Annotated in this window: 18 protein-coding genes; all 18 read left to right on the top strand. The window is 34.3% G+C overall.

The genetic code is table 11. The features are described from left to right. Window positions 1–44 precede the first annotated feature (44 nt). The 18 genes from PBT91_RS17370 to PBT91_RS17285 all read left to right on the top strand — a co-directional run bounded on the left by PBT91_RS17370 (window position 45) and on the right by PBT91_RS17285 (window position 16,190). A complete protein-coding gene (locus tag PBT91_RS17370) occupies window positions 45–380 on the top strand; it encodes a PadR family transcriptional regulator (RefSeq protein ID WP_270059722.1) in 336 nt (111 codons plus the stop codon). A 1-nt stretch (window position 381) separates the two neighbouring features. Continuing rightward, window positions 382–1,041, top strand: coding sequence for a hypothetical protein (locus PBT91_RS17365; protein ID WP_270059721.1), 660 nt, complete (start codon window positions 382–384; stop codon window positions 1,039–1,041). A gap of 46 nt (window positions 1,042–1,087) precedes the next feature. Continuing rightward, window positions 1,088–1,783, top strand: coding sequence for a hypothetical protein (locus PBT91_RS17360; RefSeq protein ID WP_270059720.1), 696 nt, complete (start codon window positions 1,088–1,090; stop codon window positions 1,781–1,783). A gap of 54 nt (window positions 1,784–1,837) precedes the next feature. Then, a complete protein-coding gene (locus PBT91_RS17355; RefSeq protein WP_270059719.1) occupies window positions 1,838–3,322 on the top strand; it encodes a DUF5687 family protein in 1,485 nt (494 codons plus the stop codon). Window positions 3,323–3,404: 82 nt separating this feature from the next. Then, window positions 3,405–4,163: an ABC transporter ATP-binding protein gene (locus PBT91_RS17350; protein ID WP_270059718.1), complete on the top strand. Its 759-nt coding sequence runs from the start codon at window positions 3,405–3,407 to the stop codon at window positions 4,161–4,163. 114 nt (window positions 4,164–4,277) lie between these two features. Then, the gene (porW, locus tag PBT91_RS17345) at window positions 4,278–6,815 is read left to right on the top strand and encodes a type IX secretion system periplasmic lipoprotein PorW/SprE (RefSeq protein ID WP_270059717.1); all 2,538 of its coding nucleotides are present in this window, start codon (window positions 4,278–4,280) and stop codon (window positions 6,813–6,815) included. 57 nt (window positions 6,816–6,872) lie between these two features. Then, window positions 6,873–7,091: an AtpZ/AtpI family protein gene (locus tag PBT91_RS17340; protein WP_270059716.1), complete on the top strand. Its 219-nt coding sequence runs from the start codon at window positions 6,873–6,875 to the stop codon at window positions 7,089–7,091. Next, window positions 7,092–7,478, top strand: coding sequence for a hypothetical protein (locus tag PBT91_RS17335; protein WP_270059715.1), 387 nt, complete (start codon window positions 7,092–7,094; stop codon window positions 7,476–7,478). A 132-nt stretch (window positions 7,479–7,610) separates the two neighbouring features. Then, a complete protein-coding gene (gene atpB / locus PBT91_RS17330; protein ID WP_270059714.1) occupies window positions 7,611–8,693 on the top strand; it encodes a F0F1 ATP synthase subunit A in 1,083 nt (360 codons plus the stop codon). A gap of 24 nt (window positions 8,694–8,717) precedes the next feature. Beyond that, window positions 8,718–8,939, top strand: coding sequence for an ATP synthase F0 subunit C (gene atpE / locus PBT91_RS17325; protein WP_084841957.1), 222 nt, complete (start codon window positions 8,718–8,720; stop codon window positions 8,937–8,939). 68 nt (window positions 8,940–9,007) lie between these two features. Continuing rightward, complete coding sequence (locus PBT91_RS17320) at window positions 9,008–9,502, top strand: F0F1 ATP synthase subunit B (RefSeq protein WP_270059713.1); 495 nt, start codon at window positions 9,008–9,010, stop codon at window positions 9,500–9,502. Between the two features lie 9 nt (window positions 9,503–9,511). Further along, entirely contained in the window at window positions 9,512–10,069 is a 558-nt protein-coding gene (atpH, locus tag PBT91_RS17315; protein ID WP_270059712.1) for an ATP synthase F1 subunit delta, read from the top strand. A gap of 44 nt (window positions 10,070–10,113) precedes the next feature. Next, on the top strand, window positions 10,114–11,694 hold the full coding sequence (gene atpA / locus PBT91_RS17310; protein ID WP_270059711.1) for a F0F1 ATP synthase subunit alpha: 1,581 nt from the start codon (window positions 10,114–10,116) through the stop codon (window positions 11,692–11,694). A gap of 79 nt (window positions 11,695–11,773) precedes the next feature. Then, a complete protein-coding gene (atpG, locus tag PBT91_RS17305; protein WP_270059710.1) occupies window positions 11,774–12,634 on the top strand; it encodes an ATP synthase F1 subunit gamma in 861 nt (286 codons plus the stop codon). Between the two features lie 132 nt (window positions 12,635–12,766). Continuing rightward, window positions 12,767–13,207: a hypothetical protein gene (locus PBT91_RS17300; protein ID WP_270059709.1), complete on the top strand. Its 441-nt coding sequence runs from the start codon at window positions 12,767–12,769 to the stop codon at window positions 13,205–13,207. Between the two features lie 48 nt (window positions 13,208–13,255). Beyond that, window positions 13,256–14,701: an oligosaccharide flippase family protein gene (locus PBT91_RS17295; RefSeq protein ID WP_270059708.1), complete on the top strand. Its 1,446-nt coding sequence runs from the start codon at window positions 13,256–13,258 to the stop codon at window positions 14,699–14,701. Then, on the top strand, window positions 14,698–15,132 hold the full coding sequence (gene dut / locus PBT91_RS17290; RefSeq protein ID WP_270059707.1) for a dUTP diphosphatase: 435 nt from the start codon (window positions 14,698–14,700) through the stop codon (window positions 15,130–15,132). The genes PBT91_RS17295 and dut overlap by 4 nt, the downstream gene beginning before the upstream one ends. A 47-nt stretch (window positions 15,133–15,179) precedes the next feature. After that, a complete protein-coding gene (locus PBT91_RS17285; protein WP_270059706.1) occupies window positions 15,180–16,190 on the top strand; it encodes a sugar phosphate nucleotidyltransferase in 1,011 nt (336 codons plus the stop codon).

Here is a 16,190-nt window from a genome sequence, read left to right as displayed (position 1 = left end):
CATAAGAAATTTATGTATATTAGAATCGGTATAATCGATCTAAAATGTCAAATTCAAAATTATATAAGGGTAGTTTATCTACCATCATTTTAAAACTTTTAGCTGAAAGCGATAAAATGTATGGTTATGAAATTACCCAAAAGGTAAAAGATATTACCAAAGGAGAATTGAAAATCACAGAAGGAGCGCTTTATCCCGCGCTGCATAAGTTAGAAGCTGATGGATTTTTGGAGGTTGAGGTAAAAAAAGTAGATAATCGGCTTCGGAAATATTACAAACTTACTGAGGCTGGAAATAAAGAGAAGGTTAATAAAATCAATGAGTTAGAACAATTTATTGAAAATATACAAGGGATTATAAATCCTAAATTCAGTATCTAAGATGAAGAATTTGAAGACCGAACAAATAGATGATATCCGCAAAATACTTTTCTACAAGGGTGTTGTTTTTTGTGAAATTCAGGAAGAACTTATAGATCATATTGCCAGTGAAATAGAAGAGAAAATGGCTTCGGAAAATTTAAGCTTTAAAGGAGCTTCTGATAGCGTTTTTTCGAAATGGGAAAATGCCTTTATATTAAAACAAAATAGATGGTTATTAGGGAAGGAGATGTATCCTAGTATAATTTATGAGGAACTTAAGCGAGCTTATTTGAAAATGATATTACCGCTAAGTATCATTTCTTTTATATTAGCAGGTTTACTTTGGATTCTCTTCCAAACTCAAAATGAGTTATTTAGTAACCTGTCTTATTTAATTTGTTCATTTTTAATAGTTTCAGGACTCTTTGTGTCGTTTGTCTATAAGAAGTTAAAAAACGGAAATCAAACGATTTACAGTCATTTTTTACTAAGAGAATTTAAAATGTTTGTTCCAATGAGTATACTATTAATTATAGAAATCTTCGAAAAAGATTTACAAAACCCATCGATTGTTCATAACATACTGTTCTTCGTTTTCATGGCAATGATGCTTTGCTTTTCAATTTATTTAATCAGCCTGTATACTAAACACGTAGATGTCCAGAGAAAGTTTTCGTAATAATGAACTTTTAGCACTATACTTTTTATGTAAACGATATTAATTTATGAGAAAAGTAAATCAAAATCAAACAGATAGACTGTACCGATTTACTAGCGAACATCTTGTAGAATATTATGATGTGCAAACTGAATTAGTAGATCATTTAGCATCTGCCATTGAAGAAAAATGGAGCCAAAACCCAAGTTTTGAATTTGAAGAGATGCTTCAACAAGAGTTTAAAAAGTTTGGTGTATTTGGATTTTTAGAAGTTGTGGAGGCGAGACAAAAGGCGATGACAAAAACTTACTGGAATCTGGTTTTAAATGAAGCTTTAACTTTCTTAAAACTTCCGAAGGTACTACTAATTATAGGCGTAGTTTCCTTTATATTTTGGAGTCTTACAAAGCTTGAGTTTGGAAAAATTATAATTGCCTCTATTGTTCTCTTGGAGATGATTCTTCTTTTTTACCAACTTATTAAACTGAACGGTGAGAAGAAAAAACGTGCAAAAAGAAATGAAAAAATATATCTTTTAGAGGAAATGATTTTAAATGTTGGCCAAATTGCGGCAATATCTTTCTTTCCGGGGTATTTGCTAATTCATTTTGATAAAATAGTTCCGGTTGATATTGGATCTATTATTATGGCAATACTAATCACATTATCTTTTGTAATCCATTATATAGCAGTAGTTGTACTTCCTTCAAGAAAAGAAGAAATATTGATAGAAATATATCCAGAACTTAAGTTAAATTATTAATTCTGTTGTAACAAAAAACTAAATTTAGACACAAGTAAGTAAAGCATTCTTTTTATGATTGGTAAATTACTCAGCTTAGAGTGGAAATCTTTTACTCGTAGCGCTAGTTTTGGTAAAAGCCTTAGCGTTAAAATTTTATTGGGTTTTTTGGGGCTCTATTTCGCAGTTATTTTTTTAGGTTTTGGTGTTGGATTACATCCTTTTCTAAAAGAAATGTATCCAGATGAAGTTCCGCTTTTAAAATTCAATGAATTTGTGTTGGCTTGGCTTGGATTTGAGTTGATTTTTAGATTTTTTTTCCAAAGCTTACCGGTGCTCAAAATTAAGCCTTTGCTTGTTCAGGATATAAGAAAAAAGAAATTAGTAGATTTTGTATTGTATAAATCACTGTTTTCCTTCTACAATCTTTTTCCAATCCTTTTTTATGTGCCATTCGCTATTATGAATGGAATTAAATCTGATTATAGTGCGATCTCTCTTTTAGGATGGTGCGCGGCAATGCTTTTTTTTAGTTTTTCCTTAAACTTTTTAAACTTCCTTATTAAAAAGAAATTCGCTGAAAATATTAAATCCTTTTTGCCATTTATCTTTTTGATTTTGGTTGTAGCGGGCTTAGATTATTTTGATATTATTTCGTTAAGTGAACAATTTGGAGTGTTCTTAAACTTTCTATTACAAATGCCTTATTTGGCCGTACTACCGCTACTGCTTTGTATAGGTTTGTTTATGGTGGTTAGACATATACTTTTAGACAAATTTTATCTGGATTCTGGTTTAAAAGCTAAACAACAAGTGGCGAAATCTCAGGATTTTGAATGGACTAAGCGTTTTGGTGATATCGCTCCTTTTCTTCAATTAGATATGAAAATGATTTGGCGTAATAAACGCCCCAAAACAACCGTGTTTCTATCTTTTATCTTTGTGCTATACGGCTTGTTGTTTTTTAGTGATACAGGCTTAGATGGGCTAAAAATTATGCCGATTTTTGCAGGAGTTTTTATGACGGGCATGTTTGTAACTAATTTTGGGCAATTTATACCAAGTTGGGATTCCTCGTATTATCAAATGATAATGTCTCAAAATATTCCTATGCGAAAATACCTTGAGTCTAAAGCAGTATTACTTAGCTTCAGCATTATTATTCTAACAATTTTATGCACACCTTATCTCTATTTTGGATGGAATGTGATGTTAATTATCGTGATGTGCGCTTTGTATAATCTAGGTGTTAATGTCCCGTTTTTATTATTTATGGGATCGCTTAATAAAAAAAGAATCGATTTGGAAAAAAGTCCTATGATGAACTATCAGGGAATGGGCGCGGCACAATGGATTATGGCAATACCAGTCTTAATAGTGCCTCCGGGAATTTTTTCCTTGTTTTATAATTTATTCAGTTTTAATATCGGACTTCTGGCATTGGGCGTTTTAGGAGTTATCGGACTTTTACTTCGGAATTACCTGATGGATAAAATCACACTTCAGTACAAAAAGAAAAAGTATATTATGATTCACGGCTTTAAACAAACTGACGCATAGAACTTAGCTGAGTAAAAAGCAACCCTAGAATCAATTTAAAGCGAACGTATATTCAATCTCGATAACGAGTAAATAAAATAGCATGATAACAGCAACCAACCTCTCAAAAGTATATAACGGTACTAAAGTTTTAGATATCGACCATTTAGAAATTCCACAAGGACAAAATTTTGGATTAGTAGGAAATAATGGAGCCGGGAAAACTACATTTTTTAGTATGTTACTTGATTTAATTCGGCCAACTTCAGGTAGTATTTTTAATCATGAAATTACCGTAAACGAAAGTGAAGAGTGGAAGACATTCACTTCCTCTTTTATTGATGAAAGTTTTTTGATAGGCTACCTTACTCCTGAAGAATATTTCTATTTTGTGGGAGAACTTCGCAATCAAAATCGTGCTGATATTCATAGTTTTTTAGAGCAATTTGAAGAGTTTTTTAACGGCGAGATCATTGGTCGGAAAAAATATCTTCGCGATTTATCCAAAGGAAACCAAAAGAAAGTAGGTATTGTTGCCGCTTTAATTGGCAATCCAAAAGTAGTAGTGTTAGACGAACCTTTTGCAAACCTGGATCCTAGCACCCAGATTAAGCTGAAAAAAATTATTAAAGAGCTTTCTGAATTTTCGGGCACAACGGTATTAGTTTCTAGCCATGATCTTATTCATGTTACAGAAGTTTGCGAGCGCATTGTAGTTTTAGACAAAGGAGTGATTGTACGCGATATCAATACTTCAGAAGCGACTTTAAAAGAATTGGAATCTTACTTTTCAGGAGAGACAGCACCACAGGAAAATATAGATCCTTCAATACAACATAATACCGAAAATACTATGGAATAGCTTCTCCTTCTTTCTAATTTGAATCGCAAATCTTTGTATTTGTAAAAAGAAACTTATTTTTACACACTAAACGTGGCGTAACTGAGTTATGATGGTATTAAGAAAGAGTTGATTTTGAGGACATTTACACAATTTTTTTTCATAGCTCTTCTTCTTGGAGCAGTAATTTCTTGTTCTCGTAAGAAGGATAATTTTATTAGCCGAAGCTGGCACTCCGTTACTGCGGAATATAATACGCTTTATAACGGCAATCTGGCTCTAGAAGCAGGGCGTAAAGAACTCAACCAAAATTATAGTGATAATTACTGGGATTTGCTACCTATTGAACGTATGCAGATCGACGAAGAAATATTGCTACCCGATAGCGTAAGAAATCAAAATTTTGGAATAGCAGAAAAAAAAGCAGCAAAAGCTATCCAAAGACATTCGATATTGATTGACGGGAAAGAAGAGAATCCACAAATAGACGAAGCTTTTATTCTACTTGGCAAAGCTCGATATTACGATCAACGTTTTATACCTGCTTTAGAAGCTTTCAACTATATCTTACAAAGATATCCTGCGAGTAACAGCATAAGAACGGCACAAATTTGGCGAGAAAAAACCAATATTCGTTTGGAGAATAATCGTATTGCGATTAAAAATCTAAAAAGGATTTTAAACAATGCAAAATTTGAAGATCAGGAATATGCCGATGCAAAAGCTGCCATGGCACAAGCGTATATTAATCTTCAGCGACCAGACAGTGCACTTGCGCCTTTAACCACCGCTGCTAATTTTACTAAAAAAGATGAAGAAAAAGGGCGTTACTTTTTTATTATAGGCCAGTTATATAATTTATTAAACCAGCCAAAAAACGCGAATCTTGCTTTTGATGAGGTTATTGATTTAAATAGAAAGTCACCCAGAATTTATATGATTAATGCCTATATCCAAAAGGCAAGAAATTTTGATCCTGAAGAAAACGACGATCAACAACTAAAAGAGCTCTTAACCGAGCTTAAAGAAGATCGCGAAAATCGACCATTTTTAGATAAAATCTATTTTCAGATTGGCGAATATTACAATCAGCGTGATTCTTTAGATACCGCAATTACATACTATAACAAATCGCTTAGAACACCAGGAAGCAGCGATCCATTTTTAAGATCAATTAATTATGAAATTCTGGCAAATATTAATTTTGATCGTTCAGAATATCAAACGGCTGCAAGCTATTTTGATAGCACACTCTACGAAATGCCTACTAATTTAAGGGAATATCGAACGATACAAAAAAAGCGTAAAAATTTAGACGATATTATTTTTTATCAGGCAATTGCTAATAAAAACGATAGCATCTTAAATCTTATCGATTTACCGCGAGAAGAGCAAATTGCTTATTTTACAAAGTATACAGACAAGCTTAAGGAAGAATATAAAAAAGAAATAGAAGCCGGTGAAACTGAAAAAGCTTTGGCTTTAAATAATACCGGTCCCGGAGTTCCGGATGTTAGCCTTCCCGGCGAAGAAAATACAAGCAATTTTTATTTTTATAATGAAAGCCGAAAAGCTAGGGGAGAGCGTGAATTTTTAAGAATCTGGGGAAATAGAAAACTTGCGGATAATTGGCGTTGGATTTCCACAGGAAATACCGGCGGTATAGAAGCTAATGAAGAAGAATTGGCTGAGTTTGATTTTTCGAGCGATCCAAGATTCGACCCGGCGACCTATGCAGATAAGTTACCAACCGATAATTTGGTGATCGATAGTATTTATAAAGATCGAAATTACGCTTATTACCAATTGGGTCTTATTTATAACGAGAAATTTGGCGAATATCAATTGGCAACAGAAAAATTAGAAGCATTGTTGGCTAGCGATCCCGAAGAGCGGTTAATTTTACCTTCAAAATATAATCTTTACAAAGCTTACGGCAGATTAAATATGAATGCTAAGCAAGACGCAATGAAAATTGATATTGTGTCTAATTATCCAGATTCGCAATACGCTATTTTTATTCAGAATCCTCAGCAATTGGCTTCAGGAGAAAGCTTAGCGCAAAGAAGTTATGAAGAGACTTTCAGTTTGTATGAGGATCAACAATTTGCTGAAGTAATTTCAGAAAGTAATAAATTTATTACACGATATTCTGGCGAAGAAATTATTCCGAAGTTTGAATTGCTAAAAGCGATGGCTATAGGAAGACTTAGAGGTTTGCAGGAATATCGTAAAGCGCTTAGCTATGTTTCTTTAACCTATCCACAATCGGCAGAAGGGGAAAAGGCAAAGAACATGATAAACGGAGCTTTACCTAAATTAAGCAGACTTCAGCTGCAAGAAGATAGTTTAGCCACCAATTATAAACTGATCTATCAGTTTGATAGCGAAAATAGAGAGGCTGCCCTTGCGCTTCAGCAGAAAATAGATTCCGCTTTGGTAGATTTAGACTATACTAATTTTTCTACTTCAATAGATATTTATAACGAAGAAACTATTTTTGTGGTGGTGCACGGTTTGCAGGATCGTATTCGGGCTTTAGGTTTGGGAGAATTATTGCAGGAAAATGATGAATATGAGTTAGAAAATGATTTTATTGCGATCTCAACAAACAACTATAGAGTAGTTCTTTTAAAGAAAAATCTGAAGGATTATTTACGCGACAATATATAGTTTCTAAGCCTTTTTCTCTTTTACAAACCAGTATTAAAAAACGAGTATTCTCCTTTCATGAAAAACGATCAGCGTAATAAATATCTTGTTTTTGTAAACATTGGCTTCCAAATGGCCATTATTATAGCCGGTGGCGTTTTTCTTGGTATTTGGTTAGACGAGAAATTTCCGAATAAATTTTCAGCATTTACAATTTCATTATCGCTTTTAGGCGTTTTTGTGGCGTTATATCAAGTAATTAGAAGCGTAAAAAACATAAGTAAAGACGACGAATAGATGGGACGACCATTTTTAAATTTCCTGAAGGTTTTTGTGCCTTTTTCATTGATTTTATTTTTTATTCAGTATTATATAACTTCTAATTATGTTGAGGCTACCCTATACTACAGTACAGTTGCTAATTATTCCTTTCATATTTTAGCAACTTTGATAGTTTATGGCATATTGCTGATTATAAATCTTAATTTTCAAGACAAAACCGGTTTTGTATTTATGGGATTGGGATTGTTAAAAATGTTTGCTGCAGTATTGTTTTTACTGCCGGCTTTACTAAATGATGAGGTTTCAATTTTTGTTCAGGTTATTGCTTTTTTTGCGCCATATTTTATCTTTTTAATTTTTGAAACCACTTTTGCAGTAAAATTGATAAATAGAAACAAATGATTGTCTATCAATCAGTTCAACGAATTTTGAAAATTGAGGCAAAAAAATAATCGGGGACTTTCACATAAAAAATAAAAGTATACCTTTGCACCGAAATTTAGAGCCCATAATTTTATAAGTAGACCAGGTATTATGATAGCACAAAAATCGTTAAAGATTATAGTGACATTTGCACTAGCCTTACTTCCGGTTTTTTCTTTTGCATCAAAAGAGGACTCTTTAGCAGAAGCTGAGAAAGAATTTAATGCGACAGAAATGATTCTTCACCACATTGGTGATGCCCATGGATGGCATTTCTACGGAGAAGGAGAAAATTCTTTCACTATAGCACTTCCGGTGATTCTTTACACGGATAACGGACTGGTTACTTTTATGTCTAGTGAATTTCACCATGATACTGAAGGGCATCATGTTGTTGAGAAAGACGGGATGAGATTCGTTAATCTTCACGAAAAAATCTACAGATTAGAAGATGGCGCAAGCGAGATTGAATTTGATGCCGATCATCATCCTTTAAATGCAGAGCGACCTATTGATTTATCGATAACTAAAAATGTAGCGGCTATATTTTTGACCGTTATTATCATGCTTATCATTTTTACTAGTCTGGCGGCACATCATAAAAAGCATAAGCACGCTCCAACAGGATTTAATAATCTTCTAGAAACTTTCGTTTTGTTTGTACGAGACGAAATTGCAATACCACAAATTGGAGAGAAAAAATACATGAAGTTTATGCCATTCCTTTTAACGGTATTTTTCTTCATTTGGATTACTAATATGATTGGTTTATTACCTGGAGCAGCCAATGTTACAGGGAATATCGCAGTAACTGTTTCTTTAGGTTTATTTACTCTAATTTTAATTATTGTAAATGGAAATAGAGATTTTTGGAAACACACATTGTGGATGCCTGGAGTGCCTACTTTCGTAAAGCCTTTGCTTGCAGTTGTAGAATTATTAGGGATCATTATTAAGCCCGCAGCACTTATGATTCGTTTATTTGCGAACATTACTGCAGGTCACATAATTATACTTAGTTTAATAGGATTAATATTTATACTTGAAAGTGTTGGAGTCGCTGGAGTTTCAGTTCCATTTTCACTTTTTATATCAATATTAGAATTGCTTGTTGCATTTTTACAAGCGTTTATATTTACCATGCTGTCGGCTCTATTTATAGGGATGTCAGTTGAAGAACACGAACATCATTAAATTTTAATTTTAAATCTTTCAGTTATGGAATTATTGTATGTAGGACTTGCAGCTTTAGGTGCTGGTTTAGCAGTTATTGGAGCAGCTATGGGAGTTGGTAAAATTGGTGGTTCTGCCATGGATGCTATCGCTCGTCAGCCAGAAGCTTCTGGGAAAATCCAGACAGCTATGATTATTGCTGCAGCTCTTGTAGAAGGTGTTGCTCTTTTTGGAGTAGTAGCAGCTTTACTTGGAGTTCTTAAATAATTGAATTCTTTTTTATCCATTCGTAACGGTTGGTTACGAATGGATATTATTTAAATTTAAAAAACACTATGGATTTAATCACTCCTGAAATTGGGTTACTTTTTTGGCAAACAATAGTTTTTCTAGTACTTATTTTGCTTCTTGCAAAATTCGCTTGGAGACCTATTCTTGGAGCTGTTAAAGAAAGAGAAGACTCTATAAATAACGCATTGTCGTCTGCTGAAGAAGCTAGAAAAGAAATGCAAAATCTTAAGGCAGATAACGAGCAGTTAATGAAAGAAGCTCGTGCTGAAAGAGATGCAATTCTTAGAGAAGCTCGTGAATTGAAAGAAAAGGTAATGGCAGATGCTACTGTAGAAGCACAAGACAAAGCAGATCAAATAGTATCACAAGCTAAAGAAAGTATTGAACTTGAGAAAAAAGCTGCAATGGCAGAAATTAAAGCTCAGGTAGCAAGTCTTTCTATAGAAATTGCAGAAAAAGTAGTTCGTACAGAATTATCAAGTAAAGAAAAACAACACCAGATGATTGATAACATGCTTGGTGATGTTACTTTAAACTAATACTTTGTGATGAAAGGAACCAGAGCAGCACAACGTTATGCAAAAGCAATTCTTACATTAGCTAACGATCAAAAAGTAGCTAAAGATGTAAAGGAAGATATGCTTAGTATATCTAAAACTATCGCGGCAAGCGAAGATTTAAGATCTACTTTAGCGAGCCCTATAATTAAGCCTAATTTAAAGAAACAAATCTTAGAAGAGATTTTTAAAGATATAAATGGGTTAACCAAGGGTGTTTTTAATTTACTTGTAGAGAATAATCGAATTAATATTTTAGGAATTGTGGCAACGCAATATTTAATGTTATTCGATGATTCTATTCTAGTGCAAAATGCTGTTGTTACCACCGTAGTTCCTTTAACAAAGGAGCTTGAAGATAAGATTCAGGCTAAAATAAAAGAGCTTACCGGTAGGGAAGCTACAATCGAGAATAAGATTGACGAAAGTATTCTTGGTGGATTTGTTTTGAGAGTTGGTGACCTTCAGTATGATGCTAGTGTCGCTAATAACTTAAACAAGTTGAAAACAGAATTTATAAAAAGCAACGCTTACGTTTCTAAAATTTAATAAAAACCGCCCGTAGCTAACGAGGCATTTTATCTTAAATAATTATGGCAGAAGTAAATCCTGCTGAAGTTTCAGCAATATTAAAGAAACAACTTTCCGGATTCGAGGCAAAGGCTTCTTTAGACGAAGTTGGTACCGTGCTTACAGTTGGTGACGGTATTGCTAACGTTTATGGTCTTTCTAATGCGCAATACGGAGAATTAGTTCAATTCGACAGTGGTCTTGAAGGAATGGTGCTTAACCTAGAGGAAGATAATGTTGGGGTAGTACTTTTAGGACCTTCAAAAGAAGTTAGAGAAGGTTCTATTGTTAAAAGAACACAAAGAATTGCTTCTATAAATGTTGGAGAAGGTATTGTTGGAAGAGTAGTAAATACCTTAGGTGAACCAATAGACGGTAAAGGACCGATCGAGGGAGAAACTTTCGAAATGCCTTTAGAGCGTAAAGCACCAGGTGTTGTTTTCCGTGAGCCGGTGACAGAACCTATGCAGACAGGTATTAAATCTATCGATGCTATGGTACCGGTAGGTAGAGGACAACGTGAGCTTGTAATTGGTGACCGTCAAACAGGTAAAACTACTGTTTGTATTGACACTATTCTTAATCAAAAAGAATTTTACGATGCCGGTGAGCCGGTTTATTGTATATATGTAGCTATAGGGCAAAAGGCTTCTACAGTTGCAGGTATTGCTAAAGTACTTGAAGATAAAGGTGCTTTGGCTTATACTACTATCGTAGCTGCAAATGCATCAGATCCTGCGCCAATGCAGGTTTATGCTCCATTTGCTGGTGCTGCAATTGGTGAATATTTTAGAGATACAGGTCGTCCTGCTTTAATTGTTTATGATGATTTATCTAAACAAGCAGTTGCATACCGTGAGGTTTCTCTTTTATTACGTCGTCCACCGGGACGTGAAGCGTATCCTGGGGATGTATTCTTCCTTCACTCAAGATTGCTAGAGCGTGCAGCGAAAGTGATTAATGATGATGATATTGCGAAGACCATGAACGATCTTCCTGAGTCACTTAAAAGTAAAGTAAAAGGTGGTGGTTCTTTAACAGCATTGCCAATTATCGAAACTCAGGCGGGTGATGTATCTGCATATATTCCTACTAACGTAATTTCGATTACAGATGGTCAGATTTTCTTAACTTCAGATTTATTTAATTCTGGTGTACGTCCTGCGATTAACGTTGGTATTTCGGTATCTCGTGTAGGTGGTTCGGCTCAGATTAAATCTATGAAGAAAGTGGCTGGTACACTTAAATTAGACCAGGCTCAGTTCCGTGAACTTGAAGCTTTTGCTAAATTCGGTTCAGACCTAGATGCGGCTACAATGAGTGTGATCGAAAAAGGTAAGCGTAACGTAGAAATCCTTAAGCAGGGACAAAACGATCCTTATCCTGTAGAAGATCAAATCGCTATTATCTTTGCAGGCTCTAAGAACTTGCTAAGAGATGTACCTGTAGAAAAGGTTAGAGAATTTGAAAGAGATTATATAGAATTCTTAAATGCTAAGCATAGAGGAGTAATGGATACGCTTAAAGCGGGCAAACTTACCGATGAAGTTACTGATACTTTAGCAGCTGTAGCAAAAGAATTATCTGAAAAATATAAAGGATAAAAGTTTTTGAACAAAGAGTGAATGAAATATTTAACTCTTTGTTCTTTATTAGTATTTAGGCTAGTCCAATTTTAAAAATATGGCAAACTTAAAAGAATTACGTAGCAGAATTACCTCGGTTTCCTCAACCATGCAAATCACCAGTGCCATGAAAATGGTATCTGCAGCAAAGTTGAGTAAAGCTCAGGATGCTATTGAATCTATGAGACCTTATTCTCAAAAGCTTTCACAGCTTTTGCAGGATCTTAGTGCTAGCTTAGATGACGATAGCAGCAGTAAATATGCAGAGCAGCGTGAAGTAAACAAAGTGCTTGTAGTTGCTATTTCTTCTAACAGAGGTTTGGCTGGTGCTTTTAATGCAAATATCATTAAGGGAGTAAAAAATGCAGTAGCCAAAGAATATGCAGATAAAGATGTTCATCTTTATAGCATAGGAAAGAAAGCTAACGACATTTTAAAGAAAAGCTTGACGGTTTATAAAACCAATACTGAGATCTTCGATGATCTTAGTTTTGAAAATGTTTCTGTGATTGCTGAAGATTTAATGAATCAGTTTCTTGAAGGGAATTATGATAAAATTGTTTTGGTTTATAATCACTTTAAGAATGCTGCTACTCAAGCTGTGATGACTGAGCAATTTTTACCAATACCTAAGTTTGAAACAGAAGAGGAAGTGCAACTGGATTACATTTTTGAACCTTCAAAGCTGGAAATCGTAAAAGATTTGATTCCGAAGTCTTTAAAAATGCAATTGTATAAAGCTTTAAGAGATTCATTTGCATCTGAGCATGGTGCGCGTATGACGGCGATGCACAAAGCTACAGAGAATGCAACTGAACTTAGAGATTCTCTTAAATTGTCTTATAACAAAGCAAGACAAGCTTCTATTACTAACGAAATTCTTGAAATCGTTGGTGGTGCGGAAGCTCTTAATAATTAAAAGATTTGATTTTATATATTTAAAAACCCGGCTAGTCCGGGTTTTTTTGTTTTTAAATGGAGAGCTATAAAATAATTTTTTGTTTGGCATTCAATTTGATTTCTAGTATAAGACAATCAAAAAACTTTTATTATGAAATCAGCCTATTTCATCTTCAGTATAATTTTCTTTTCTATGTTTACCAACTGTAGAAGTCATAAAGATCTTCAGGAAGAAGCTCCTGCACAGTTTCAGCAGGCTTATTATAGTTCAGATAAGGGGCAAATGACTTTTTTTCTTCCGGTAATTGCTATCCAAAATAATCGTGTTGAATTAAAGAATATCTACTTCAAAGGATTAAAATCACCAATTGTAAAAGACGAGGATGTGCAAAATCGCTACACTGCAATTTTTAATGTAAAACAATCTGACTTTGTAATGAGTTCAGATCCTAAAGAAGAATACGGAAATAAAATGCCCCAAAGACCGGTAGAAAGCCCGATAAAGATCGAAAAAAATCAGGCATTGTTAGAATATCAGGAAGGCAAAGAAATTAAATATTATTTATTAGATAATATCGAGGAGCGTAAATAGTCGCTTTCTTCTTAAATATTAGGATATTTGCAGGAAAACTAACGCCTGTTGAGTACTTTAAAACGATTTTTTCAGGATACGATTATTTACGGTATTGCCACTGTGGTACCTAGGCTTCTAAATTTTATTTTAGTCCCTTTACATACAGAAATATTAGGAACAGGGCATTATTCGATAAATACCACATTCTATATTTGGGCGGCATTTTTTAATGTTTTGCTTACGTATGGGATGGAAACTTCTTTCTTCAGGTTTTTTAGTAGGGCAGAGGAGAAACAAAAAGTTTTTTCAACTTCTTTTATTGCATTAACTATCACAACGCTCCTTTTTTTTGGATTAGGAATGCTTTTTAGAGATCCTTTTATAAGGTTTCTAGACTTAGATCCTTTCTTTTTTAATATCCTGTTTACGGTCTTAATTTTAGATACATTGGTGGTTGTTCCTTTTGCTTATTTAAGAGCAACTAACAGACCGGTAAGGTTTGCTTCCATAAAACTTTTAAATGTAAGTATTGTCTTTTCAATCAATTTATATCTCTTGTGGCTTGTTCCTAGATTCCCTGTGGTTGCGCCACAATATATCTTAGATCATTTTAGCGAAAAAGATATTTTAGGCTATATTTTCCTGGCAAATCTGGCTGCTAGTATTGTCACGTTTATAATCCTTCTTCCTTATTTCTTTAAAACTAAAATACAGTTTAGTTTTTCATTATTAAAGCAAATGTGGAAGTACGGCTGGCCGATAATGCTGGCAGGAATTTCATTCATTATTAATGAAAACCTGGATAAACTTTTGCTAAAAGATATCCTTTCCGAAGAAATTATGGGAGCCTACTCCGGCTGCTATAAACTAGCTGTTTTTATGATGATTTTTATACAGGCTTTTAAAATGGGAGCAGAGCCTTTTTTCTTTAATCATGCCAAAGAAAAAAATGCAAAAACAACCTATGCTAAAATCCTTAATTATTTTGTAATCACCGGTGGATTGATTTTAGTGGTTTTAGTGAGTTTTATAGATATTTTTAAGGAGTATTTAATCAGGGATGAGGATTATTGGGTCGCAATGTCGATTGTTCCTGTGATTCTTTTGGCAAACCTGTTTTTAGGAATTTACCATAACCTTTCAGTGTGGTATAAACTTACCGATAAAACAAGAATGGGAATGTATATTTCACTTTTTGGTGCGTTAATTACTATCGTTATTAACGTAACGCTAATTGGTAGCTATGGTTTTATGGTTGCCGCCTGGGCAACTTTGGCTGCTTACGGGAGCATGATGCTTATCTCATATTTCTTCGGAAGAAAATACTACCGAGTACCGTATAACGTTAAGAAAATAGGATTTTATTTACTACTTTCAATAACATTGTCGGCCATAAGTTTTATATACTTCAGGCAAAATTATATAGTTGCCGTATTATTTGTTCTCATATTTGTGGGAATTACGTATTTTAAAGAACAAGAAGACATAAAGAAAATTTTAAAACGATCATGACGATTAAAATAATCAACAAAAGTTCACACGATTTACCAAGTTATGCTACTGAAGCTTCCGCAGGAATGGATTTAAGAGCCGAACTATCCGAGCCGGTAACTCTAAAACCATTGGAAAGAGCAATCGTAAAAACAGGATTGTTTTTAGAGCTTCCTGTAGGTTACGAAGCACAGGTAAGACCAAGAAGTGGTCTTGCTGCTAAAAAAGGGATTACGGTTTTAAATGCACCGGGAACTATAGACGCCGATTATCGAGGTGAAATTGGTGTAATATTGGTGAATTTATCTAATGAAGATTTCACGATCGAAAATGGTGAGCGTGTGGCACAACTTGTAATTGCAAAACACGAGCATATTAATTGGGAAGAAGTTGAAATACTTACCGATAGCGTACGCGGAGCTGGCGGGTTTGGCAGTACGGGAACAAAGTAAGTTTAGGTTTTTCCTAATATTTATAATAGAATCAAACAAACAAAAAGATGAAGATTATTGTACCCATGGCGGGAAGAGGTTCGCGCCTTAGGCCACATACATTAACTACTCCAAAACCTTTAATCCCTATTGCTGGTAAACCTATTGTGCATCGTTTGGTGCAGGATATCGCAAAGGTGTTAGATGAAAAGGTCGATGAAGTTGCTTTTATTATTGCTGAGGATTTTGGAGAAAAGATAGAAAACGATCTCAAAGATATAGCCGAAAGTTTAGGCGCAAAAGGAACAATCTACTATCAGGATAAACCTTTAGGAACTGGTCACGCGATTATGTGTGCTAAAGATTCGCTAAGCGGTCCTGCCGTGATTGCCTATGCAGATACGCTTTTTAAAGCCGATTTTACATTAGATAAAGATGCCGATAGTGTAATTTGGGTAAAGCAGGTAGAAAATCCATCTGCTTATGGAGTTGTAAGCCTAAATGAGAAAATAGAAATAACCGAGCTTGTTGAAAAACCAACCGAATTTGTTTCAGATCTTGCAGTAATTGGGATTTACTATTTCAAGGATGTAGCTGTTCTAAAAGGCGAACTTCAAAAAGTTTTGGATAATAATATTGTTCATGGTGGCGAGTATCAGATCAATGATGGAATTAAAGCCATGCAGGCAAACGGTCTTCGTTTTGTGCCGGGTAAAGTAGACGAATGGATGGACTGCGGAAATAAAAATGTAACCGTAGAAACCAACGGGAGGATGCTTAACTTTTTACATAAAGATGGCGAAAAGTTGATCGCTAATAATGTAAAAATAAAAGATACTGAAATTACCGAACCTTGCTTTATTGGTGAAAATGTAGAATTAATCAATGCCAAGATTGGTCCCAATGTTTCTATAGGAAACGGAACCAAAATAGAAAATTCAACCATAAAAAACAGTCTTATTCAAACTTTTGCTGAAGTGAAAAATGCAAAATTGGATAATGCCATGATTGGTAATTTTGCTAAATTCAACGGAGAATTTACCCAAATCAGTATCGGTGATTATTCTGTATTGGAATAG

This window comes from Zunongwangia sp. HGR-M22 (genome assembly GCF_027594425.1).
In the GTDB taxonomy this organism is placed as follows: domain Bacteria; phylum Bacteroidota; class Bacteroidia; order Flavobacteriales; family Flavobacteriaceae; genus Zunongwangia.
The sequence above is the reverse complement of the archived record's forward strand: the minus strand, read 5'-3'. Positions and strand labels throughout refer to the sequence as shown.